The sequence below is a fragment of the Sphingobacterium sp. JUb20 genome (assembly GCF_004342035.1).
GTDB classification, from domain to species: Bacteria; Bacteroidota; Bacteroidia; order Sphingobacteriales; family Sphingobacteriaceae; genus Sphingobacterium; species Sphingobacterium anhuiense.
The window spans coordinates 1-25701 of sequence record NZ_SLYV01000020.1 but is presented as its reverse complement, the minus strand read 5'-3'; the positions used below and the strand labels follow the sequence as shown (position 1 = coordinate 25701).

At 34.3% G+C, this 25701-nt stretch carries 25 protein-coding genes; 13 read left to right on the top strand and 12 right to left on the bottom strand.

The window, feature by feature from the left end:
- Positions 1–23 precede the first annotated feature (23 nt).
- On the top strand, positions 24–911 hold the full coding sequence (locus EDF66_RS24175; protein WP_132845689.1) for a hypothetical protein: 888 nt from the start codon (positions 24–26) through the stop codon (positions 909–911).
- A gap of 116 nt (positions 912–1027) precedes the next feature.
- Positions 1028–1747, top strand: coding sequence for a hypothetical protein (locus EDF66_RS24170; protein WP_132845688.1), 720 nt, complete (start codon positions 1028–1030; stop codon positions 1745–1747).
- A gap of 269 nt (positions 1748–2016) precedes the next feature.
- Here EDF66_RS24170 and EDF66_RS24165 read toward each other — a convergent pair whose 3' ends face one another.
- The 9 genes from EDF66_RS24165 to EDF66_RS24125 all read right to left on the bottom strand — a co-directional run bounded on the left by EDF66_RS24165 (position 2017) and on the right by EDF66_RS24125 (position 11677).
- Positions 2017–2343 carry an immunity 53 family protein gene (locus EDF66_RS24165; protein WP_132845686.1) on the bottom strand — a complete coding sequence of 109 codons (327 nt, stop codon included), beginning with the start codon at positions 2341–2343 and terminating at the stop codon, positions 2017–2019.
- 471 nt (positions 2344–2814) lie between these two features.
- On the bottom strand, positions 2815–3204 hold the full coding sequence (locus EDF66_RS24160) for an Imm7 family immunity protein (RefSeq protein WP_132845684.1): 390 nt from the start codon (positions 3202–3204) through the stop codon (positions 2815–2817).
- A gap of 107 nt (positions 3205–3311) precedes the next feature.
- On the bottom strand, positions 3312–3836 hold the full coding sequence (locus tag EDF66_RS24155) for a hypothetical protein (RefSeq protein WP_132845683.1): 525 nt from the start codon (positions 3834–3836) through the stop codon (positions 3312–3314).
- A gap of 126 nt (positions 3837–3962) precedes the next feature.
- Positions 3963–5189: a hypothetical protein gene (locus EDF66_RS24150; protein ID WP_132845681.1), complete on the bottom strand. Its 1227-nt coding sequence runs from the start codon at positions 5187–5189 to the stop codon at positions 3963–3965.
- Between the two features lie 26 nt (positions 5190–5215).
- Positions 5216–6385 carry an energy transducer TonB gene (locus EDF66_RS24145; protein ID WP_132845679.1) on the bottom strand — a complete coding sequence of 390 codons (1170 nt, stop codon included), beginning with the start codon at positions 6383–6385 and terminating at the stop codon, positions 5216–5218.
- A 239-nt stretch (positions 6386–6624) separates the two neighbouring features.
- Positions 6625–7752 carry a Fic family protein gene (locus EDF66_RS24140; RefSeq protein ID WP_207898753.1) on the bottom strand — a complete coding sequence of 376 codons (1128 nt, stop codon included), beginning with the start codon at positions 7750–7752 and terminating at the stop codon, positions 6625–6627.
- A 174-nt stretch (positions 7753–7926) separates the two neighbouring features.
- The gene (locus tag EDF66_RS24135) at positions 7927–9108 is read right to left on the bottom strand and encodes a hypothetical protein (RefSeq protein ID WP_132845677.1); all 1182 of its coding nucleotides are present in this window, start codon (positions 9106–9108) and stop codon (positions 7927–7929) included.
- 502 nt (positions 9109–9610) lie between these two features.
- The gene (locus EDF66_RS24130) at positions 9611–10933 is read right to left on the bottom strand and encodes an ABC1 kinase family protein (RefSeq protein ID WP_132845675.1); all 1323 of its coding nucleotides are present in this window, start codon (positions 10931–10933) and stop codon (positions 9611–9613) included.
- Between the two features lie 84 nt (positions 10934–11017).
- Complete coding sequence (locus EDF66_RS24125) at positions 11018–11677, bottom strand: TetR/AcrR family transcriptional regulator (RefSeq protein WP_132845674.1); 660 nt, start codon at positions 11675–11677, stop codon at positions 11018–11020.
- 509 nt (positions 11678–12186) lie between these two features.
- On the opposite strand from EDF66_RS24125, the gene EDF66_RS24120 reads away from it, so the two are divergent.
- Together EDF66_RS24120 and EDF66_RS24115 are read left to right on the top strand one after the other, a co-directional pair.
- On the top strand, positions 12187–12873 hold the full coding sequence (locus EDF66_RS24120; protein ID WP_132845672.1) for a hypothetical protein: 687 nt from the start codon (positions 12187–12189) through the stop codon (positions 12871–12873).
- A gap of 87 nt (positions 12874–12960) precedes the next feature.
- Positions 12961–13461 carry a protease gene (locus EDF66_RS24115; protein ID WP_132845670.1) on the top strand — a complete coding sequence of 167 codons (501 nt, stop codon included), beginning with the start codon at positions 12961–12963 and terminating at the stop codon, positions 13459–13461.
- Between the two features lie 217 nt (positions 13462–13678).
- On the opposite strand, the gene EDF66_RS24110 is transcribed toward EDF66_RS24115, so the two are convergent.
- Positions 13679–15985, bottom strand: coding sequence for a hypothetical protein (locus EDF66_RS24110; protein ID WP_132845668.1), 2307 nt, complete (start codon positions 15983–15985; stop codon positions 13679–13681).
- Between the two features lie 337 nt (positions 15986–16322).
- Here EDF66_RS24110 and EDF66_RS24105 point away from each other — a divergent pair, with 337 nt between their 5' ends.
- The 8 genes from EDF66_RS24105 (at position 16323) to EDF66_RS24070 (ending at position 23627) form a co-directional block, all read left to right on the top strand.
- Complete coding sequence (locus tag EDF66_RS24105) at positions 16323–17792, top strand: hypothetical protein (protein ID WP_132845666.1); 1470 nt, start codon at positions 16323–16325, stop codon at positions 17790–17792.
- Positions 17776–19347 carry a hypothetical protein gene (locus tag EDF66_RS24100; RefSeq protein WP_132845664.1) on the top strand — a complete coding sequence of 524 codons (1572 nt, stop codon included), beginning with the start codon at positions 17776–17778 and terminating at the stop codon, positions 19345–19347. The genes EDF66_RS24105 and EDF66_RS24100 overlap by 17 nt, the downstream gene beginning before the upstream one ends.
- Before the next feature lie 10 nt (positions 19348–19357).
- Positions 19358–19726 (top strand): hypothetical protein, encoded by a 369-nt coding sequence (locus tag EDF66_RS24095; RefSeq protein ID WP_132845662.1) that lies wholly within the window; start codon positions 19358–19360, stop codon positions 19724–19726.
- Positions 19727–19728: 2 nt separating this feature from the next.
- Entirely contained in the window at positions 19729–21705 is a 1977-nt protein-coding gene (locus EDF66_RS24090) for a leucine-rich repeat domain-containing protein (protein WP_132845660.1), read from the top strand.
- 14 nt (positions 21706–21719) lie between these two features.
- On the top strand, positions 21720–21899 hold the full coding sequence (locus tag EDF66_RS24085) for a hypothetical protein (RefSeq protein ID WP_132845658.1): 180 nt from the start codon (positions 21720–21722) through the stop codon (positions 21897–21899).
- Between the two features lie 33 nt (positions 21900–21932).
- Positions 21933–22457: a GNAT family N-acetyltransferase gene (locus EDF66_RS24080; RefSeq protein ID WP_132845656.1), complete on the top strand. Its 525-nt coding sequence runs from the start codon at positions 21933–21935 to the stop codon at positions 22455–22457.
- 183 nt (positions 22458–22640) lie between these two features.
- Positions 22641–22988: a hypothetical protein gene (locus EDF66_RS24075; RefSeq protein ID WP_132845654.1), complete on the top strand. Its 348-nt coding sequence runs from the start codon at positions 22641–22643 to the stop codon at positions 22986–22988.
- 243 nt (positions 22989–23231) lie between these two features.
- Entirely contained in the window at positions 23232–23627 is a 396-nt protein-coding gene (locus EDF66_RS24070) for a (deoxy)nucleoside triphosphate pyrophosphohydrolase (protein WP_243656131.1), read from the top strand.
- A gap of 78 nt (positions 23628–23705) precedes the next feature.
- On the opposite strand, the gene EDF66_RS24065 is transcribed toward EDF66_RS24070, so the two are convergent.
- Positions 23706–24089, bottom strand: a complete 384-nt coding sequence (locus tag EDF66_RS24065) for a hypothetical protein (protein ID WP_132845650.1) — start codon at positions 24087–24089, stop codon at positions 23706–23708.
- Between the two features lie 396 nt (positions 24090–24485).
- Between EDF66_RS24065 and EDF66_RS24060 the strand changes: the two genes are divergently transcribed.
- Positions 24486–25109: a hypothetical protein gene (locus EDF66_RS24060; protein WP_132845648.1), complete on the top strand. Its 624-nt coding sequence runs from the start codon at positions 24486–24488 to the stop codon at positions 25107–25109.
- Between the two features lie 288 nt (positions 25110–25397).
- On the opposite strand, the gene EDF66_RS24055 is transcribed toward EDF66_RS24060, so the two are convergent.
- Positions 25398–25701 (bottom strand): integrase core domain-containing protein (locus EDF66_RS24055; protein WP_132845646.1); only part of this gene is annotated, 304 nt, incomplete at its 5' end.

The following is a 25701-nucleotide window of genomic DNA, read 5'->3' as shown; positions in this document are numbered from 1 at the left end:
TTAAATCAAATTTTCACAAATTAATGAAGACTTTTATACTGACAATTACGTTCTTAATACTATTTTCTGTAAAGAATTACAGCTGGTCCCAGCTATTAAATGATTCCAGAGACTTCAATAACTTATTGTCAATAGGTCAATTATATTCAACTGGTGGAGAGAATTACCAAGATTCTCTCCAGAAATTAAGTACTCCAAGACTTGAACCTATTATTTCTACATTAAAAGTAATAAATGCAAAAACTGCTGATATTCTTCAAATTGAAATGCTAAAGAAACCTAGTCATGAGATACTTTTATATTGGTATATCATACGAGAGATTCATTATAATCATAATAACGAACAACCTATTGCAGATTCTCTGATAGTTAAAAAAATATTGTCGTCAACGATTGATCCCAGAAATCTACTCGATAATTATTATTACAGGATATTATCTGGACTTTCATTTTACTTCAATGAGGGTGATCTTTCCAACTTCAATATTAATTTAGAAAAACTTGAATTAGACACTCCGGAAGAAAAGGCTATCCTATATTTTAGTTTAATAAACAATTTGATTGGCTCGAGGATAAAAGTACTGCAGTATCTCAAGAAAGATAAAGACATCATGAAATTTATCAAAAAAATGCCGAAGATAAATAATAATGAATATTACTGTTATAATAATTTTGATTTTGAAGATTTTGAATGGATTGGATATGACAAAACCAAATCCTATAAAATGACACACTTATCTAATTTTTATACTACTCTCTTGGTTCACTTTTCGACTTTAATTAAAATTAAGGCAGCGAATAAAACAAATGATGTATACCGCAAATCAATCTTATCGGAACCAAAATATTTTCAATTCTCTGAATCGAGTGAAGATCTAAAAAGATGGTACGATAAGAATAAAGTAAAATAGGCAAATGCAACCCGCGAATCTTAAAAAAGACAGGAATAACCGAGGGTAAAATCCTAACTTTTTATCAATATTTTTTTCATAAATAGTATTACTTTTGATTTTATTATTAATCACATATGAATTTAATTAAAATTAGACCCTTTATTATTGCATTTGCAATAATTTATTTACCAATGATCACAACTTTGTGTAAAGCCCAGGATAATAAAGACCAAATCATTCTCATGAACGGCGATTCATTTTACACAAATGTTATATCTGTTAATGACAAAATAGCTGTTATTGCTGATGGTAAAGACAAAAGTGAAATATACCCTGATCAAGTTTATCGAATTTATAAAGCGAAAAAAAACAAAACATATGCTCCCTCTTTTATTGAGAAAAACTTAGAACTTGTGAAGGGATCAAAACCTGAGATTTATAAAATTAAAATAAAAGATAATAGTGCTCCAACATTTGCCGAATTAGAAGCAGATGGTGATATCATGGTATATTTCGTAAAAGATTCAAATTTTGCATTGGGAGGTGGAATTGGAACAGGTTCTAAAATGGGTCTTATTGGATTTACCACCGTTAAATCTTGGTTTGCACTAAAAAAGAGCACAGGAGAAGTCATATTACTGAGACAGTCTGACGATAATGCGCTTTTCCCAGGAAATAAAAAAAGAGCGGAGAACCTTAAACGCTTTTTTACTGGAGCACCGGAAGTAATTGCTTCATTTGAGAATGAAAAAACATTTAATTACCCCATATTTCTAAGCTATATCAAAAAATACAATGCATTGCAGGTCGTAAAAGTTGATACTACTGATCAAAATTCGAAAATAATATATTAGAATTTATACTTTCTGATATTGAACCGAATAATAGTGGTACTCTTAATGATTTCATTGCTATGTTCTTCTGCTTTGAATGTTATTAATACTTAAGATGATTTGACATTTTATATTATCTACCTACTTGATTAAACAAAAGTTTACCCTTCCAATAATCAAGTAGGTTTTATTACTTATTTTCTTTACAAACCAAGTCTTGATAGCCGTTTTGTTAATTACTATAATTGAACAGCCTTCTCAATTATAATATTACATTCAAATATCTCTTTCTATTTGCTATTAATAATACTCCAGATGTATTCATCTGTAATTTCTCCTTTTTCGGTCAACTCTCTAAAAAGACTAATTAATACTTCTAGCTTGAAGGAATCACCAGCTGCATAAAAGATACGGTCATGTATCTTAAAACCTATCCAATTATTATCTGATAATTCATATAGGGTCCAACTTTTAGGTAAAATATCTGAACCGCATTTACTGATATCAATTTCAATACTCCATCCAGGATTATCAATTGTCTCAATACGAATACGATTCTCATGTTCCCATTCTCCATCGCATAATTGGTAATACCAATTTTGTAACCATTTTATCATATTTAATTCTTCCTAGGTATATCTTTCTTTGGTACAGATCTTACTTCTTCGTGCTATTAAATAAGTGATGTTTCAATTTTTGCCATCAGTCTTTTTATCTACATGGACCGCTCCTTTACAGTCAACACGTTTTATCATTTCAAAACCAAGCCTTTTATTATTCTTAGGATCGTGTGATTAACGCTATAAGATGTATTATCATTTACAACTGCATGATCACCTTCCGAATCATTGCTCTCTGAGTTCTAAAAAAAGTAGTAATATCTTCTATAACATTAACTCATTAGCAAATTTTACAGATAAATGTCCCAAATCTTTAGACTAGTAGATTGGCTTAAAAATAGACATCAATTCATTTTCAATTCTATTTTCGATTTCTGCTGCTTTTTTTCTCATCTGACTTCTACCCCATCTCTCTAGGTCTATACTTTTTAGTTCCTTTTGCCCCCCTTTTTAGAATCCTTTCCTACTTCAGTCTTCAATAGTCGGGTTACAGGGGCTAAGTAAGGAGTCCTCAGCTATATCAACTCTACCTCTAGCTAGTTTTACAGTTCGAAAATTAACATTTTCAAGTGATTCATCATCCCTCACGTAAACTATGCCATAACATCCTTTTGACAGTAAGCCTATATTCTTAATTAATTGCTCTACCGATTCTATAATTCCATTATTGTGATTATGATTAATACCAATTAATAAATAATTACTTCCATTCAATTCTTTTACTTCTATAAATTGATTAATAGATTGAAAAGAATCAATCAATTTTAAAACTTTTTTTAGGAGATCTTCAGTTTGATTAATAGCATGTTCTCCGTCTGTGCTCGGACTTAATGAAATCCAACCCATTGCTTCCATCATATTCTTTCTAAGATTTAATTATAAAAGTCGTGATTATTACCAAACTTTCATACGGCAATTCAACATGCTCATCCACGATGAAGTATATATTCATATAATTGCTTAAATTACTCTATATATTGCTTTAAGACGCTTTTCGCAGACATTACCTTTTCATTCCATATGCTCAATCTGTAATAGTCTACACCTGAATAGTCAGATGCAACTGTCGAAAGATTTGCAGAGGATACTCTAATCCTGTAAAGCCCCACAGGTAATATTATATCTTTAACAAGTTCAAAATCTGGACAATTTTTTATCATTAAATGGCCTGATTTAATTTCAAAACTGCATTCTACAATATGATCGTATTCATCCTGAGATTCAAAATCTGGCTTTTTATCAAACACCTCTACTATAACTTTAACTTTACCGCTTCTTTCCGTCCTAATACCCATTACACTTCCTGAAACTTCAATCCTCGAATTAAAGTCGTCTTCATTGATCCAAAGACTATTAGCAATCTCAGCTTCATTTCCATCAACCAAATAAAACTGGTCATAATCAGTATTGAGCCAAAACTCAATTTTGTTTTGAAGCTTGCTTACCATACTTGAACTTAACATCAAAATAGATAATATAACCGTTTTCATTTAACAACAACTTTCAATTTATCAAAACCTTTTAACATATTCACCTTAAGTTTATTCATTTCAAGCAAGCATTTTAGTTTTATTTAAATGAAGGACCTAAGCTGTTCTTCGTCAGAATTAGAAATATCAGGTGTTTATCCTAGGTTTATAATCATCATAACGGTATTCTATACGATCTAACGAACGTATATTCCCCTCTTTATCCTTACTGTAAAAGATCACTATTTTTCTCCTGAAAAGCAAGAGTGTCCCGTTCTCCTCTGCACCAGACCAAACGCAGGAAAAATGTTTTATAGCCTTTAAGATCTTTGCATGAGCGGGCTTTTGTGGACTCACAGATTCAAGATGAGTAAGTCCTCCTTTCCAAAGAACAATAAATTGCACGAGGATCGAATCTTGCGTGGTTTGTACAGGAGGTTTAATAGCTTGTAAACCCATATTATTTGCTAATTTTTTCATGTAATCTTCTTCTCCTCCAAATGGTTTAGATTCAGATTTTGCACGGTGGTGGATATCATAAATAGCACTATTGAATTTTTCCTCATAACAAGGCGATTCGGGATCGAAATCCATAGGATAATCGAAGATCATATCAGCCTTTAGCGTTGATCTAAATGAATTTTTAGAAAAATTATCAGATGGATATCCTTCATCTACTAAATGTATGAAATAACGTTCACCCCCGGCAAAACGGATACGATCGACTTTCACTTCTTGCAACCCCTTGAGGTCGAAATAATATAATGGGAAATGATCCTGAATAATAAGTCCCGGATTTTGGATATTACAAAAATCATTACGCCAATGAACGATAACATCTTTAATTGGTAGACCGGTATACTTCTTAACAATCTCGCATATTGTCATGCGGTTGGCAAAGAAATCTTCTTCCGTATCTATATGTATAGAACCTTTATAGACAATACCGTCAATAAGGGTGTCTCGTTCTGATCTCTTGATACCGATATATTGTTCTGTTAATGAAGACCGTACGATATATGGGCTCACCTGTATATTATTAATAAAATAAGCAGGATCGTTAGCATATTCATCTGGCGGTGAAGGTGGATACCAAGGTGTATGGAAATTTACGACACCTTCATACAAACTCTTTATGTGTGAAGTATAATTGAAAACGCGTCCTAACCTTGCTTCTGGATAATTGAGCAGCTCCTGCTTTTCAATGATACCACCGTTTAAGATAAAAACATAATTTTCAAACATTCCATATTCCTTGGGATATAATAACGTGCTGTTCGGAGCACTGGTTCTTAACTGCTGGGACCGCGCGACGTGAATGTTTACCAGTATGATAACGAAAAGTAAAAGGTATTTTATAGGCGCTGTGGTCATAAGATTGCTCTAAATTAAATAATGTTTTAGCGATATTTCAGACTATCTAGCGAACGGATATCTCCTTTTTTATCCCTGCTATAAAAGAGAACCATTTTTCGTCGACATAGGACTGGTCTCCCCCCTTGAATGGCAGGAGACCATCCACAGGCATTTTTTTTGAAAGCGGCAAGTATAGCTTCATGACCGGGTTTATCTAAATCAGGACTTTCTAACGCAGTAATCATACCATCCTTGAGTATGATAAACTGGACTGTAATAGAGTCTGTCTTCGTAGTGGAACTGGGTCTAACTAAAGGAATTCCCATTGTGGATGATAATTTCTTCAGATAAAAATTTAAACCTTTATACGTCGCCGCATCCACTTCTGGCGAGATAAAAATTTGTTCGTCTTTCGGATCAAAATCTGATATATAACACGGATAAACTGTATTAAGAGCCAAAGGATCTTCAAAAATTAATGTGCCTTTTAGCATATTCCATTTATAGCTGTCGTCGCTAATGTGAATGACATACCGCTCTTTTCCAGCAAAGCGAACACGATCTACCTCTATTTTATTAACGGATAAATCTCGAATCTTAAATGAATAGAGCGGAAAATGATTTCCAATTATTATACCGATATCATCTTCATTCTGGTAGTTATTTCGGGTATTTCGCCAATGGATGATGACCTGTTCTGGCGATAAACCGGTATACTCTGCGATAAGATCGGGCAAGGAAATACGGTCTGCAAAAAAATCCTCATCGGAATCCACATGTACCGAACCCGGGTACAGCACATCATTTATTGTTGTATCTTTTGTTGACTTCACAATGCTGATATAGGCTTTAATTTTGGCCAAACGGATCTGATAAGGACTGATCTGCCTTCCATTGATAAAATATGCCGGAAGATCAACATACCGAACCGGAGGAGCATAGCGTGCTTCAGTATGAAAATATACGGCTCCAAGATAGCGCCTCCCTCCCAACCTTATCGGATAAGGGAAAATATTATTTAGCTCTGCTTCCGGATTATTAACCAACGCTTGATGCTCAATAACCTTTCCGTTAAGCACAAAGGCATAGTGTTCAAATGCGCCATATTTTTTAGGGAACATGGCTGCGCTATCAGGAGTATGGGAGTATGCAGACTGGGAAAAGACCTCTAATCCGGATAAAACTAAAATAAAAAGTAGGATATATTTGCTCATTGAATACATCTTATTACCTGTTCGATTTTTGCTGCACTGCACTAGCAATCAAATAAGGGTTAAATAATATCTTGTTGGTTAGTTGCATAATGGTCTATCATTAATCTACACCTAAAATAACATTAAAATGTTATTGATGATGATTATATTCAAATAAATAAAAGCCATTCTTGGCAGAATGGCTTTTCATGATCTTGATAAAAGGTGATGTATCTTATAGTCTGTTAAAAATGAAAAGACTACCAATTTAGTTCATAATTTGTGCTTCTGCCACCGGAATCTGCTTTTATTAGAATACCTTTATTAACTAAATCTGTAAGATCTCGTAATGCGGTATCAGCCGATACCTTGGTCATCTTTGCCCATTTTGATGAAGTCAGGTTTCCTTCAAAATTATCCATTAATTTATTCAACATCATACGTTGCCTTTCATTACTGATATTAACATTGTTTTGCATCCAAAAGTGATGTTTTCCCACGACTTTATCTATTATCGTATTCGAAGCAATAATAGCTTCTTTAAGGCAGTTTAAAAACCAAACTACCCAATTGGTAATATCAGAATCGCCTTTTTGCGTTTTCTCTAGAATCGTATAATATTCCTTACGCTCTTGTTTAATTTGCGCAGACATACTATAAAAGCGTTGATTGACACCATCCGCTTTCGATAGTTGCATATCTGTTAATGCACGAGCAATACGTCCGTTTCCATCATCAAATGGATGTACAGTCACAAACCATAAATGTACAATAGCAGCTTTTAAGACTGGATCTATACTAGAATCCATATTAAACCAGCCTATGAATCTCTTCATTTCCTCTTCGAGACGTTCAGCTTTAGGTCCTTCAAAGTGTACGACTTCTTTTCCCATTCCTCCCGAAACCACTTGCATATCTCCACTTCTCCATTGTGCTACATCAATCTTATACAAGCCACTTCTACCGATTGGAAATAATGCGCCATGCCAGCCAAATAATCTTTCTATATTTAAGGTCTTATCTGTATTCTGTGTAGCATCTAACATCATCTCTACCACACCATCAATATGTCGGTCAGATTGGATCAAGCCTGAATTATCTAACCCTAATCGAGTAGCTATTGAAGAGCGCACTTGTTCTGGATTAAGTATTTCCCCCTCTATTTCTGATGATTTCACGACATCTTGTATAAGTGTTTCTAAGTTTGCTTCGTCTTGTAATTCAAATCCTAGCAACTCTACTTTTCCAATAAGTTTTCCTTGCAGATGTCTAACTTCGCTTAATAAATTAAGTATCTTCTGGTCTTCCCATTGGAAATCTGTCCAACTATGTCGTTCGTGTATATAGACTGCCATCACTTCTAAAATATATGCGGTAAATATAAGCATTATTCACCGCAATAAAAGCGGAGAATAAACTATTTAATATCCGCACAAAATAAGCAGCACAATAGTAGTGTCCAAGATCACCTTATTGAGTCAAACCCCAATGTGATATTGCAGCTTATTTAGAATCTAAGCTGTGATTCATCAAAATTTGAAATATCTGTGGGTTATATCCGGTTAATGATGATCATAACGGTATTCAACACGATCTAACGATTGAATTTTTCCCTTATTATCTATACTATAGAAGATCACCATTTTTTTATGACAAAAAACAGGTCTACCGCCCATTATGGCCGGAGACCAGACACAGGCATTTTTTTTAATAGCAGAAAGAATGTCTCCATGACCAGGTTTATCTGATTCGACACTGCTTAGAGCGGTAATCATACCATTCTTCATCACGATAAACTGAACGGTAATCGAATCGGCCTGTGTAGCCGTACTCGGTTTAATTTCAAGAAGTTCCATTGTCGATGATAATTTCTTTAGGTAAAAATTTAGACCATTATAGACTATCGGATCAATTTCTGCGTGAGTAAAAATACTATATTCTTGCATATCATAGTCCGAAACATAACAGGGAAATACCGTATCAAGAGCCAAAGGCTCTTCAAATAATAATGCAGCTTTAGATTTACTCCATTTATAACTGTAGTCACTAAGATGAACCACATACCGCTCACCCTGAGCGAAGTGGACACGATCTACCTCTATTTTCTTAACGGATGAATTACCGATTTTGAATGAATACAGTGGAAAATTACTTCCGATTATCGTACCCGTATCATTTTCACTGTGATTTAGGTTTTCAGAACCGAGCCAACGAACGGTGACCAGTTCAGGATTTAAACAGGTATACTTTTCAATAAGATCGGGCAAGGCAATACGGTCTGCAAAAAAATCTTCATCGGTATCTACATGTATAGAACCCCGGTAAAGGCTACCATTTATTGTTGTATCCTGTGCTGACTTCGAGATCCGCTTATAGAGTTCCAACTTGATCAACCGGATCTGATAAGGACTAACCTGTCTGCCATTAATGAAATAGGCCGGTTGATCGGCATATCGGACATGAGGAGCATACCGCTCTTCCGTATGAAAATATACTGCTCCGGCATAACGTTTACCTTCCAGCGTAATGCTGTTCGAGAAAACATTATTCAGCTTAGCTTCTGGATTATTAAGTAAAGACTTTCGCTTGATAAGATTTCCATTAAGCAAAAATGCGTAATCTTTGAATGTCCCATATTTTTTCGGGTATAACGCCGCACTGTCAGAAGTATTGGAGAATGTGGACTGGGAAAAGACCTGTAATACAGATAGAACTAAAATAAAAAGTAGGATATATCTGTTCATTGAAAACATCTTATTACCTGTTCGATTTTTGCTCCACTGCATATTCAATCAAATAAGGGTTAAATAGTATCTGGTTGGTTAGTTGCATAAAGGTCTATCATTAATCTACACCTAAAATAACATTAAAATGTTATTGATGATGATTATATTTAAGAAATAAAAGCCATTCTTGGCAGAATGGCTTTTCATGATCTTGATAAAAGGTGATATATCTTATAGTCAGTTAATTCGAACCCTTGCAACTTTACTTTTCGAATAAGATTTCCTTACAGATATCGAACTTCGCTTAATAAATAAAGGATCATCTGGTCTTCCCATTGGAAATATGTCCTATTATGTCGTCCGTGTATATAGAATGCCATCCGCTTCTAAAGTATATGCGGTAATTACAGCTATTATTTACCGCAATAAAAGCGGAGATTACGTCTCGCCAATTTTTTTTCCGTCAGTTGAAGCACAATCCGCAAACTTCATAAATCTTCGAAGGTAAGTTGGTAGGCATTTATTGTTTAAAATTTTTATATTGATTGATGACGATATTTTGCGCTTTCAGATCGTGCATCATATTGTACAATCCAAAAAATGTGCGGTTCAGATAAATAAAATGTTTCGACCCTCTATTGGTATTCATCCCCTTTATGTTACTCAGTTTCGCATACCGTTGACCTAAATCTGCAATTTCCTGAAAGAAAGTTTCATCAGAAAAATCAAAATTCGCGACATTGAAAGGTCTTGTAAATAATTCCAACAATTCGTAAAATAATTTAGTAAAAAACTCTTGTTCTTTTGCTGAATCCTGATCACTCAGGATCTCAAGCTCGTATAATTTTTCTTTGTAAAATTTAGGATTATCCAGATTCTTACGTTCAGCCAATTCAAAGTAAGGTTTGTAAAAGTCATTCGGAATTTCCTTGATGCAACCAAAGTCAATGACAAGTAACTTTTTATCTGCCGAAACCAAAAAATTTCCGGGATGCGGGTCGGCGTGCACCTGCTTCAGAACATGCATCTGGTACATATAAAAATCCCAAAGTGTCTGTCCTATTTTGTTCAAATCATCCTGAGAATTATCTTGTTTTGTAAACTCTGAAAAATGCTTTCCATTCATCCAATCCATCGTGATGATTCTTTCACAGGAAAATTCTGGATAATATGTAGGAAAAGCGAGATTCGGAAGATGCACACATTTTTCAGAAATTTCCTGACTTCTTTTGAGTTCCAGATCATAATCTGTCTCTTCAAACAATTTATTTTCCACTTCCTGAAAATACGATTCTGAACCTTCTTTTTTGATATTAAACATCTTCATCGCAATCGGTTTGACCATTTTCAGATCGCTTGAAATACTTTCCCTCACGCCCGGATACTGAATTTTGACTGCAAAATCTTGACCATCTTTCTTGGCTTTATGAACTTGTCCGATGCTTGCTGCATTAACAGATTCATCTGTAAACTCATCAAAAAGATCTTCCGGATTTTTCCCAAAATACTTTCTGAAAGTTTTTTTTACCAAAGCTCCGGAAAGTGGCGGAACCGAAAATTGAGATAAAGAAAATTTCTCTACATAGGCTTGCGGAAGAATATTTTTTTCCATGCTCAGCATCTGAGCAACTTTTAGAGCAGAACCTTTCAATTCTTTTAAAGAATCGTAAATATCGGTCGCATTATCTTCATTTAAAGTTTTTCGAGCTTCGTCCTCATCTTTATCTTTTGTAATTTTATTTCCGTAATATTTGATGTAATTAACGCCAACTTTGGCGCCTGCTTTCAGCAAACTGCTTGTTCTTTCTAACTTTCCTGTCGGTATTTTATGGAGTGTTTTCATTTTTAAAATTTCATTGCTAATAGACGTAAAGAATTTCCATCATGTTGATTGAAAAATAGTAGGATTTTAATGCAGATGTGTCATTTAACTTTTTCTAAATTTCTCTTTGAATAAAAACTTCCCAAGGTCAACTACTTTTCGCAATGGTTCATTATCCATCAATTCAAAACCTGTATCTATTGTTTTTTCAATGAAAATATCTGTTTTTTCAAATGATGGCGAGGTATCTCTTTTCCAAAACTCGATGGCAGAAACCAAATGAAGCCAAAATGCTTCTTCTCTAGCCTTGTCATGAAAATTTTTCACATCATCTTTTGATTCTTTAATTATGCTCCAATCGTTAAAATCGAGTGTTTTGATGAAATTTCGATGCGTTTCTTTGAGTTGATCTGAAATTTTTGCAGCATGTAATTTGTCATTCCCCAGAATCATCAAAACCAACGAACGGTTCATCGTCATGTTTTCAAAAAAGATAAAATATACGTTCAAAAGCTTTTCTTTCGACGTAATCTTATCAGAAATATTAACTTCTGACGCCAATGCTACGGACTTTTCAAAAAGATTGACCAACATTGATTTTTCAATCTGCTCGAAACTTGTAAAATAATCGTAGAAGTCTTTTTCTTCAAAATCATTGTCCTTTGCAAAACGATAAATATTTTTTGGTCGCTCGCCGTGATTCAAAATGTACTCTCCGTACAATTCAAATATTTTATCTGCTGTAATTTGATTTTCCTTTTCCATCTTTGTATTTATATCTTACCATACACAATTTAGTCATATTTTAAACCAACTTAATAAAATAAGGTTTAATTTTACACTATATCAATGATCCAATAGATGACTAATGGTAAAATATAGGTTTAATCCAATTTAAGGCCGATTTTGGAATTTTAACGGTGTACTCATTATCGGAGCATGAGAAGATCCAACATATGGGTTAGATTGCCGAAAATGTATATTTAATCTATTTGTACTTATACGTTTCTATATCCAATCTCGTATGTTTTTTTACTGTGGTTTATCAACAGTTTAGCCCCAATGCTTACCGATAGCTTTTTCAAATAAGTTATTTTTCACATGGATAATTCAGATTCTCTTTCTATACGTTTGAACGGATATCTTTAGTTACGATATCAAAGTCTGTTATATAGCTATACTTAAGGCTGGATGAACATTTCTATATCAGGATTGTTATAATCTTATATGATCATTTTAAGCATTTTATCGATATAAATAGATACTCCGTCAATATGCAGAAAACTCGTAAAATACTTAAGATCTTTCCATCGCAGAAGATGTTGCTACCTCTGATCATTTCATGTGTTGTTACTGCATGTACAGATCGAGCAGGTTCTGATAAAAGCAAAACAAATACAACTCTTCATAATACTGATACACTGTCACCCACAAGATCAGCAGAAGAGCATACACCTCTTCTTAATATCGATGCTATAAAAAAGGCTTATGCAGCTGTCAATAAAGAACTCGAAGATGGTCAATTGGATTCCACGACCTTTAAATATTCTTGCAAAGATGAAAAAAATGGGACGGTGGGTTACTTTACAAAAAATGGTAAACTTAAACTAATTGTCCACAGATATAATGAATATGATCATTATGAGACTGTAGATCGTTATTTTGTACAGGACAGTACTTTATTTTTCACTTACAGTACAAGTACTGCGTGGTCTTTTGAGGATGGTCCAGAAGGCTCAACGAAGGATAACATCAAAGAAAATCGAACTTATCTCATAGCGGAGAAGCCGGTTAAATGTTTGGAGAAAAATTTCACAATACGATCAAAAACATCCACTAATCCTGATCCGGAATCAGTTCCTAACCGAGATGTTAATTGCCAATCTGCCGCAATTGTATTAAAACCGTATCACATATTGACAAAATACAGATTTAAATCAACTGCAAATTGCTTGGAATGATCATAAATATCTTGTATTTAGATATAACAGGCAAATCCATAGCCATCAACTGCTATTCAGTAATTACCCAAAATTAAATATATACATATGATTCGTCCCTTCTCTTTCTTAATTCTTGCAGCTATATTAATTACGGGCTGTCAAAATCAAAAAAATGTTTCTGACACAACTGAAGTTAAACAGGATACGTCAACGTTAATTTCTCTGGAGACACAACTACAGGCGATTGATCCTAATTTTTCCACAGATTCCGTACTATTATCATTCTCTGTATTCAACCATTCAGACACGGTACAGCGGTTTTGTAAATGGGAAACACCCTTTGAACCGATGTTAGGAAAATATATGGAGATTGTCGATGAACAGGGAATAGAAGCGCAGTTTACGGGTCCGATGGCGAGAAGGGTGATGCCACCTCCTGCAGAAAGTTATATTCTAGTACAACCACATGATTACGTCAGTACCGTATATAACCTTGCAAAAAACTATACGATCAAACCAGGAAAATATACTGTTAAATATACTGGCGGAGGTGTGAGTGGTCTACAAGAGGGAAATAAAGTCAAAATTACAGTAAATAGAAAGTAATGGGTGGCTATGTCGACTGTGAGGATCAAAACTTATAATACTACGCCCCTCTATTTAAATCATAAAAGCATATTTCTTGATCGCATTCATAATATGGCAATCGATGGTTTTTTGAATCATGATGACTAGATATCAATTTTAACATAAACAAGCAGTACTTTTTCGTACTGCTTGTCTTGTAATTAGCTCTAGTAGAAAAACGATAACAACGTAATCACTAAAATAATTTTGAGAATAAACCTGGTTTTTTCCAGTTCTTTTTGTACTCATCTGCCAAAGCAACATGATCACTGTAGCCCAATACAATGTCAAGATGTTGATGCGCTTGCTTCAAATCGCCACTGACATACAAAGCTTTTGCCACTAACAGATGAACTTCTTCGGAGGTATCATCATATCCCCGATCTTCGGTCTCATAAATATGCTTTAATTTATTGGAGTATCTAAGCAAGGGTTCCAGTTGATTGTCAGCTGCAAATAATTTGATACCATATAACAGCCATTGTAGATATTCCGGTGCGTCAAATGCTTCTTCACAATAAGCATCATGTGCTGTAAAAAAGTCAATTCCTGCTGAATACTCCTCCATGAAATAATGACTTTTCATAATCATATACAACGTTTTTGCTTTATCAAAGGCATTAATAATAAATTCCTTCTTATTGGCTAAGTAAAGGCGAGCTGCATGGTTGACATTTTTGTAGTCTTCTATTTCATTGTAAATTTGCATCAGCACATAGGGTGCATGTGCTTCATGCGGATACTGCTCAATAATATGCGTATAATAAGCGATCTTAACATCGTGTGGTTCGTCGTCATAAATATCGTACAGCAGTCCTTCAACAGTATTTTTCGCGGCTTCATAATCTCTAAAATCATAATCGGAAATATCAGGATTCTCGATATAGTGTTGATAGATTTTAGATAGCAGTTCCTGTGCTTCATCAGCAATATTTTCAGTCTCCCCTAAGCCATTCTTGACAACTAAATAATCGGCTTGGTGTTTTAGATATAAATAAAAGCTGGAATCTTCTGCCGTATAAGTACGAAAGAATTTTGCTAACGCTACTTTTGCATCGACATAATTTTCTTGTTTTATCAGTGCATCTAATAAAGTATGATGGAGTTCCTCAAATTCACTATTTTGCAGACCAATATGGATCACATCGGCTGCAGTCCCATAACATCCATTTTTAATAAGTTCTATACTATAGTTATTGCAGCACATAGCCCAATTGTGTCTGCTTCCGAGATAGTCACTTTCATAACTACCTTCTTCGTAATATGCCTGGAAAGCATGAAAAGATTGTTCATAAAGACCCGATAACATCGCTTGAAACAACGCAAGATCTTCCGGATCTGTAATTTCCTCCGTAATAAATTCGCTAAGTTCAACGCCGTCATTGTACAGGTCCCGAGGCAAATCTTCAAATGTTGGAAGTTCCAGATCGATTGCTCCTGTTACTAAATATTTGGATATAAAATAGCGTCTCCAGGTTATAGATGCGGATTTAATTTCTAGGGCTTTGCTCAGCAGTAGTAATGCCTCTGCGTGGCGTGCTGCTTCATGTAAATAGGTGCCTGCAAAATGATACAGCGAAAATTTATCGGAATGCGTATCCAACAGCCTCAGTGCGTGATGATAATAAAAATCGGCCTTTAGATGCATCCTCTCAAAATGATTCCGCTCAACGATTAACTGGAAATAAAACACGTCATCATCGACAAGTCCATTCCTAATGAGCTTATCAAAACGTTGGTGCCATTTCACCAACCCATCCAAAACGTCCTCTTTACTATTTGTTCCTCTGATCAATTTCAATAAGATGGCCTTTGTCAAGGCCAGATCTTCATTTTCAAAAGCTATTTCAGCAAGATACAGGTAGTCGCTATCATCATCGCTGGCAAATTGCTGTATGTGATCTGCTATAACCTGAACGATTGCGTCGGGAGGTATTAATCTATTTTCCTGTAGCAGATAAATCTTCTTCATCAGAAAGATCGCATTATACTGATCCCGCTGTTCTCTATCTGCTGTAAAATATGTGGTAAAGAAAACCATTGCTTCATCCAATGTTTTCAAAACAGCCGCTTTTTCTCCGACAGATTCATAAATCCTAATTAAGAAATCATAACCTGATGTTGCATGGCTAGGATCTTGAATTAAACGCTGTGCATATCCGATATAATCGTTCCTATTTTCGGCCGTGATGTGTCTTTTGGAAAGATGAATATAAGCTAAATTATAATCGTTATTCAATGCATAACTTAGTATATGCTGTAATGCTTCTGAATTTTCGGGCTCAAGGCTTATAATTTTCTTAAGATAAGGAACCGTAAATTGATTCATCGTGTCATAGACAAGCTCCGGGTGTCCAGCGTAAACATAATCGTAATGTGCAATGGCCATTAAAAACAATACCGCTGTATCGTCAGGATGATTTTTAAGATGCTGCTCTCCTTCTTCTATACATAGTGCGAGATCACCTGAATAAAATAAATTTTCTAACTCCTCGATGTTCATCTATATAATTATTTTGTCGTGTTGTTTAATTTTTAAATATCTAATCAAAGTTAGTGTATGTACAACCTTCAAAAAATCCCCGGTTTCAGCTACTATTTAAAAAAGTGAACCAGCCCATCTTTGATACAACTAGATCTAAAATAAACTATTAAATACCATTAGTAGCACAGTTGCTCCGGACTCAATAAACCGTTAGAATTTGTCAGCTACGAGAAGCTTCTACCGTCTGGATTTGGATAAAACCCAACAGTGGTTGCTATATGGATTTGGATAAAAAAAGTTGTCATGAAATAATAATAATTTCTTTAAATGTTATATATTTACCTCAGCTTATATTATGAAAAAAATTATACAAAATCGATTCGTTTATCTATTTCTATTGTGTTTTTTGGTGATGTTATTAGCAGCATGCTCGAAAGATGAAAGTCTTGGAAACAAACCGGATCAATATACTGAACAAGAGGAAAAATTAAACACACTAACATTATCTGTTAGTGCAGTAGGTAAAAATTTTATTGAATTTTCTTGGGAAAAAATAACAAGTTCACATTTTAATCCGGTATCCTACATGATCTACCTGGATGGAAAGTTAGTGGCTAAGGATGTTAGTATCACAAAATACAGTGTGATTAATCTGAAAGAGGATAAAAACTACAACATCATGGTGCAGGCTATTTCTTCTTCTGGTTTAAAAGTAGAGAAATCTTCTACTATACAAACGCTGGGAGGAAATAAGGATGACAATATGTATTATAAAGAATATAAAATACATACACAGTCCCGTCTAACCAACCCAAGTATAGCGCGTTTATTGGATGATGGTGGTCATCTTATCTGTTCTTATCTACAGCATGATAATATTGCTACCCAAGATTATTTTAAAGTTATTGTATACCGTACGGACATGCAGGGGGAGATCTTGTGGTATAGACTCATCGCTGATCTAGAGTACTTTGGAAAACCTTTTGAATTTATCTTATCTGAGAAAAAAGAGAATGCGCTCTTATTGGTAGGCCGCGATCTATATGCAATAGATGCCAATAAGGGTACATTGCTAAACGAAAAGCCAATCACATTACAGACTATTCCAACGGAAGATTATTTTACCGCAGCCAAATTTAATGCACAAGGTGAAATAATCATTGGTACCGCTTTGGGAAATCTACTTAAAATAAATAAAGATGATTACCAAGTCGTCTGGAAACGTAAACACTCAGATTATCCAATAAAAGCAATTGAATTTGATAATGCCGGAAAAATCTATTATTGCTTTGACAACTTCCACAATTCGGATATACAGATTCAAAAAACAGATTCCGAAGGTTCGCTGCTCAATACCTTTAAGTTTGATGGTAAATATCCAGGCTATGAGGCAGATCACCTTTATTTGATGTCTTCGCTTATTAAAGATAATGATGATAATTTTTATTTGTGGGGGTATGATCTGTTTTATTACAACCTTCGATACTTTAAATTTGATATAAATGGCAAAATTTTATCTAAAACGAAGCAAGCGGTAAATCTTATACCTAAAGGTGCTTTTTTTGATAATGATAACAATCTTGTCGTATATGGTCAAGAAGATGGAAGTGGTATCAGTACTTATGGCACGATAAATAAATATGATAAAAACCTAAAAGTCCTGTCCTCAAAACAATATCCTGAATTGCCAATGCATAGATTTATGACTGTCACCCAAAATAAAGATAATTCCTACAACTTATTCTTTTATTATCAGCAGACATGGTCATTAAATAATTTAAACTTTATTTACATCAAAACGAAGTCAAATGGTCAACTATATTAAACTTTCAATTGTTTTGGGTTTGATCTTATTCTGTGGTTCTTGTAAAAAGGAAAACACAGTACTTTCAGCCCAAATTATTAAAGAGTCTATCGTTAGTATACGAGATCATTCAATTTCATTGACCTACGAGATCTCAGCCTTGGGCTATAATAAGTCTGGAGTAAAATACTATAAAAAAGAAAATCCGCAAGAGGTCAAAATAATTGAAGCAGTACGTAAAGATGGTATTTTTTTTGTACTGATTGATCAACTGGACCCTGAATCGACGTATGTTATTCGGCCTTTTGCCGAGTATGACAATCAGACCATTGTAGCTGAAAATAGTAAAGAAGTAACTACGACTGCTTTGTTTCCTTCTGAATTTTCGCTCAAGTGGTCTAATACAGACGTGACTTATGATGAATTTGGAAAATATAAAACAACGGTTGAAGGAAAAAACCTGAACAATATCAATTTACATGATCTTGCTATTCTACTTGGTGGTGATACCTTATTACTGGATTATCCAAAGCTGGTGGAACAAGACAATTATCAAATTACTGCAACAGGTAACTTTTCCCTGCCAGCTGGAAATTACATGATGCGGGTTCTGTATAAAGGAGAAGAAGTGATGGGACAAGCTATTGATTTTAGCTATAAAGGCAATGCCCTTACTTTACAACTCAAAGCGACACACTTGAGAAATTTAAATCCTTTTGTCATTAATGATAAAATTTACTATTTCACGAATAACGTGGTGTCAATTCTAGACATGGAAACAAGCAGTATGTCGAAAATAGCCGATATACCTATCGAATTAGGATACATGTCACCCAATTACTTAACCTTGGAGAATAAAATAATTTTTCAGGCGCAGCCTGTAACACATAACTTACCTGTTGAAGCTCCCGATCCTTTTAATGGATATGAATTATTGAGCCGATCATTTGATGTGAAGAATACTAAATTTGCAACTCACTTTTTTAGTAAACCTCAAAAGAAAGAAAGTCATGAATACGAAAGCATATGTTTGTTTGAACACAATAAAAACATATATCAGGCGTATACCCGTATTGATAAAATCTCCCATACGAAAAATAATACGACCAACGAAGTGGTTAAGTATAATAATAAAACGGAAAGCTTTGAATATTTAACAACTTTTGATAATAATTTTAGAAACTATCAATTTATATCTGTTGCAGGAAAACTTTATGCTTTTGGACAAACAAATGTCTTGGATCAGGGCTTCTATGTCGGGTCTACATTCGTTATTTACACAGTAGATCCGACAAATTTTAAACTTACCGAACAATACCGTTATGGTAATAAAAATGAGACTTATCCTTATTCTCCTGCTGGCCTTCTAAATTACAACAACAATATACTCGTTTCCATGGGATTAAACAACTTTATGTTGTACGAAATCAAGACTAATACTTTGAAGCCAGTTGTTCTTCCTAAGACCGTACCTCATGAATATTATGGCGGTATGTTTATTTATAAAAACAAACATTATCTAAATGCTAACCTACAATTTACAGATGGTACTATATATGAAATGTCTATTCAATAAAATCATAACAATGGGTATCATCGCGTTATTAATGAATCTATGTTATTCCTGTAAAAAAGATACCGTTTACAATGAAATAGACGCCTTTTCGCAAATTGGAAATAAAGTAATTTATGATAAAGGTCAATACATACTTTCATTTTCACTAGCAGACTATCCGTACAAAAAGGTACAGGTATATGTACATGATGATCTTACTGTTATGTATAAACAGACGGGTGGTGTGCTATATCATGTTGAAAATCAAAACAACAATCAGTATGCTGTTTTCTTTAATCCCTTAGGGAAATCTAAAACATACTATTATCAAGTGATTGTATTTGACAAGTCCGAAAATGCTGTTCGTTCTAATATTTTTAAATTTGTAACACAACCTTAATCATGTACTTTAATTATAATATAATAAGGCGGTTTTTTATTGTTACTTTCTTAGCTTTATTTTTTTTAGGATGTAGCAAGGAAAAGGAAGATATATTAAAAACAGAGTATGCTGCTCAAGCTGATCCATCAGAATTATATAGCGAATTCACAGTACAGCTAAAGGGTAATGCCCTACAGAAAAACGAAAGGGGAAGCTGGCAAATTGCAAAAGGTAAGTTGATGGAAAAGTTTGTTGAAATTAAAGATCCTGATAATCCTAACACACTATTTTTGGGACTGCCAGGGGAAGAATATACACTATCCTGGACGGTGACCCATTCAAATAAAAGCACAAGCAGCAGTTCAGTTGTCGTAAAAATTCCGGAATTAGAGATCAAAATCGAGGAATATACACCGGATCATTTTCAGACGATACGTTTTTTTGCCGTTGACGATAAATATAAAGATATCGGCAAATGGTCAATTGACAAACCTGTCGGTCACTTGCACAGTATGTATCACGACGGTTATTTTAGACCTAATGTTGAAGATAATCCAACCATAGAGGTGCATGGGTTTGCTAACACGGAGTATGAAATCAAGTACCTTATTAATTATGGGGGTAAAAGCTATCGCTTTTCAAAAGTAATTAAAACAGGAAATTACCAGGAAGATGAAGCATTGCATGAATTACAAATGGGAAGAGGAACTTCCCGAGTAGTTGAAGATAAGAATAGACATGTCATTGAGCTCAATATGCAAGCTTCGGGAATTACATATAGATTTAATGAGGTGGAAAGCTTTCCTGCTTTGAAGGCTTTCACATACCTAAGAAAGCTGATATTAGGCGGTTCTTCTCTACGTGATGTGCCCACAGTTTTTGGTGATCACTATCTAGCCCTAGAAGAACTAAGTTTGGATGGGGTTGGTAAAGATCTGAACATTCCAGAAAACTTTGGAAATCTAACTAAACTCAAGAGTCTCCATCTTACTCCACTTTATAGTGCGACTGAAAATCGGACTCTTAAAATGCCAAAATCTTTCGGAAACTTAAGTTCTTTAGAATATTTGAGAATAGAGTATGCTGGAAATATTGATTTCAACGGTACTTTGGGGAAATTAACAAATCTCAAGACTTTGGCGTGTACTGTTACAGATATACCCAGTGATTTTGGAAATTTAAAAAAGCTTGAATCTTTGGATATAAGAGCCCAAAAAGCCTATTTACCAGCGAGTTTCAGTACATGCGCCAATTTACGATTTGCACGTTTAAGCTTTTGGAATTCTGGTTCCTCTACGGTATCATTACCTTCTGATATAGATAACTTGACTAAATTGGATACTTTGGAAATAACCGGAGAACATAGAATGCAAACATTACCTCAGTCATTTGGAAATTTAAAAAGTCTAAGACACTTGTGGATCGAGGGACAGTCTTTACAATCAATTCCAGATAATATCGGAAACTTATCCAATCTGGAGTTCTGGTTAGTAGCTGGTCAATTCAAAACACTGCCCCCTTCGATAGGTAATCTTAAAAATCTAAAATATTTATGGCTTTCATCTTCTGTCCAAAATCTGCCGAATGAATTTGGACACTTGACAAGTTTAAGTTACTTAAATCTTGAAAGCAGTAAGTTAACAACTTTTCCAGAAACCTTCGGTCAACTCAAAAACCTTAAAGAAATCAATGCAAGGGCATCGACTATTACACACTTTCCAAAAAGTTTTGGAAACTTGGATGGACTAGAGAAATTAGACTTTAATTATAGCAAATTGGAAAAATTTCCCGAATCTATTTGTGACCTGAAGAAAATCAATATCATTAATCTAAATGGAACAAGAATAGGGAAATTACCAGAGGCTATATATAGATTAAAGGACGATGTACAAATCATGTTATATCAAGCTATTGATGTTGATTTTGTTCAGTTAAAAGAAATAACGAGTAAAAGAGGAGGATTATTATTTTACACGGATCAGGGGTATATTCACTAAGTTTACATGTATTTTTGAAGATACGAAAGACAAATACTGAATTAGTTTTATCCATCCTAGCGAATACTGATCTGGATGACCAGGTCGTGAAAAAGCTTTCTGAGGCTAAAAACCGGAAAGTAGCAAAAATTGAAGGTATTAAAACAGCTGTAAGTTATACATTACCACTTAGACTAGCATTACCGGAAAAATAAAATCAAAGTACTAAAACGAAATAGATATCAAAAATGACAGAATTAAATTTTAATACTGAAAGATTATATTTAAGACCAATTTCAGAAAAAGATATAGAAAATATTCACCGTCTACACAGTTTAGCTGAAACCGATGAATTCAATACGCTAGGAATTCCTAAAGATATAAATGAAACAAGGGAAATTGTTGAAGGCTGGACTTTAGAAAACAAAAGATACGTATTTGCTATTGAACAAAAACAAGGAAACGAATTTATCGGGTTAATCGGAATTACTTTAGGTAAAGAGAAATATAAAAATGCGGAAGTCTGGTTCAAATTGGATCCCAGATTTTGGAATAAAGGCTATGCAACAGAAAGTTTAAAAAGAATAATAGCTTTTGGTTTTGACGATTTAAACCTTCATAGAATAGAAGCTGGTTGTGCTGTGGCAAATACGGGTTCTATTCATGTATTAGAAAAGGTTGGAATGTTGCGAGAAGCGCACACACGAAAATTATTACCCTTAAAATCGGGCTGGTCTGATAATTATGGCTACGCCATTTTATCAACCGATTAATGATTGTTCTGAATGCTGAAAGCAACCATACTACTTGGATGCTTACTGCGCATAACTTCTATCATTTTATGGACAGGAAAAGATTTTAGTCAAAAAATAGCAATGGCTGAAGAGCTAAAACAGTCGATCCCAATAAATATTCCTAGTGCGACACTAGAATTAAAATATTAATAATAACATTTAATGAAACATCAATTTACATTACCGGCCTTTCCTGAATCAAATTTTGAACTCGATATAGCTTTTTGGACGGGTAAACAGATTATATACAAAGACAATGTGGCTGTTGAGCGATCAACTGAAAAAGGAAAACCCTTTCTAATACCAGATAGCAATGGAGAGATCGTAAAGGCCTATTCTAAACCTGCATACCCTGACATTGTACCTGTAATGGTAATTGATAACAATAAATATAACATCGTAGAGAAACTTAAATGGTATGAAGCTATACTGGTTATATTTCCCTTTTCAATCGTATTTATTGGTGGTGGTGCGTTGGGCGGTCTCATTGGAGCTGTTGGTTATATATAATATACAATTATTAAGAAATGATGACAGCAAAAGCCTTAAATATTTAAAAGCAATCGGTGTCGCTATTGTTGCATTTGCAGTTTACTTTTTAATTAGTGCAGTGATCTGGGGGGCGATCAACCCCTAATATTTAGCGAATTGCTCATACTCCGAAGGAATATCATTTCGAAAATAAAAAAGACATGATGCTAATACAGGTAAAAAAAGAAGATTAATATTGGAATAACAAATAAACTCATGGGTATGACTAAAGTATTATGCGGTCTTATTATAAAGGATCAACAAATTTTGATTTGCCGTAGAAAACCCGAGAAATCTTTAGGTGGATATTGGGAGTTTCCTGGTGGAAAATTGGAAGAAGGTGAAACTTATGAGGAATGCTTAGCGAGAGAACTTCAAGAAGAACTAGATTTGAGGGTGACAGTTAAAAATCATTTTAAAACGGTCATCCATCAGTACGATCTAAAGACGATTGAACTGATATCCTATCGCTGCGAAACAGAAGATGCTGTAATCAAATTAGTGGATCATGATCAAATAGAATGGATCGAAGTTCCAGATTTATTAAAATGGAATCTAGCCCCTGCTGATGTTCCTATCGCAGAAGCATTAATAAAAGCGTATAAGCTGTCTGAATAATTCATTCTTAGAAGACGTGCCCAAGTTTATGAACTTAAATTTTAGGATTAAGCTAAGAATTGTAATGCTGTTTTCAGGTTAGAAAAGATGTTTGGTACGAATGACGATGATGCCAAAGATGATCATGATGATGCTGATGATCGAAAAGATAGCATAAGTAACGGTGAAACCATCACTAACACCAATGTCTTCTGCATAATATATTTCCATATGCTTCGGTACATTTTGGGGGTCAACACTCTTTAAATCCTTTACTAAACGAACTTGTTGTTGCTTATAATTAAATTGGAGGATCGGATAATGTACGTATCCGAATCGTTTGTTTTTTACACTATCTATCCCAATGACATCGGCTCTAATTTTACTACCAAAAAGCATCAATCTGCTGTCTTTAAGTAGACCGAATGCAAGAAACAAACCTAGTAAGAGCAAAATAACACCGAAAGTTTTTTTGATGATCATGCTTGCAAATCGTTTATATTGATTGTCTAATAAGACGAAGATAGTATTTTTATTTTATGTATAATCTTCATCTCTGATACGGAACTGCTCTTTTAAATCATTTGCATGCATAATGACTATTGTAGTATCGCTCTACCGTATATCCCCTCTTGGAAAATCAAGGGAAGTTAAATGCAGTGGTTGACAAAGTGCTGGTAGCAATAGGAATTATACCAAGATTGGATTATATTGAATTTGAAGACCTTGTAATAATATTACAACTAGCAGAATTGTATCCATTGATCTACAGATGTTAACTTAAATATTATTACCTTCGACTATTGTTTAAAGAAATAAACGCAAGTTAAAACAATAAAAAACTAAAAATTGCATTACTTAAATTAAAATAATCATTTAATGAAAAGAACAACCAAGTTCATCCTATTTTTATTTCCCGTTGCTGTTTTCATTTATGGATGCAGTAAGACTAACGATACGCCCGAGTTACCGGAAAAACCTGAAGAAAAACCGAAGGCTATGTTAGACACCTATATATACTTGCGAAAAGAAGTCATCGATTTTAAAGCGTTTAAAGGTTCTTCCAAAGGCGGTATAGATGTTTCTGCCTCTGAAAAACCAGAATCTTATTGGAATTCAACCAAACTGGCTGATTACTTTTACGATACATTAACTGTTACTAAAGATAGTATTTTAGAAAGGCCATATGAGTATGAAATCAATGATTTCAGATATGAACAACGAAAGGATAGTGTTTTCCGCTGGAATCGTTATGCAGATTTTTGGGAGTTTTACGGCATAAAAAAAGGAGATACTTTAGAGCATTATGTATGTTTCTATAATTTTCAGAAGAACACTCCACCTTTCGCATCAGGTGTAAATGGTCACAATTCAGGTGAAGTAAAATATTCACAGTATTTTAATAATGAAGCGCCCTTTTTTAAAGGGCCTGAAGATATGAAGAATGAGCATGATGAAGTCGCGTGGTACAATATCAAATACATATTTGTTAAAAAGAAATAACTTGTAAGGGCATATTGGCTTTATTCCTCGCTTTGATATCGTAGGCCTAAAATATCAAAGCGAGGAATCAACAGAAAGTGTATTTTTCCAATAATATTGTCCAACGTATTACTAATATTTGGACACACCCATCTATTAGCCTGCCTGTCAAGGAACTCGTAAGGATACCAAAAAACCTCTCCATGCCATATTCAATAACAAATAGAAAAGGGGTAAACTTGATGTTACCCCTTTCTTGTTTTTGTAAGTACCCCATTTTTCCTACAGCTAGAATTGGACTTTTCTAATTTACGTTACTAATTTATTTATTTGTTGTTTGTGTCTAATATTTTTTGATAATTCCGTTGGTGTAAGATTGCCAAGTCCTTCGTGAGGCCTGTTGTTATTATATTCATGCATCCATATTTGGGTATGTTCTCGGACTTCTGCCAGGTTGAAAAATAAATAAGCATCCAAAATTTCTTTTCGATAACTTCGATTAAAACGTTCGATATAACCGTTTTGCATAGGTTTGCCGGGCTGAATAAATTGAATCGCGATGCCTTGACTTTTACACCAGAGATCAAAATGATGACTGGTGAATTCGGGGCCA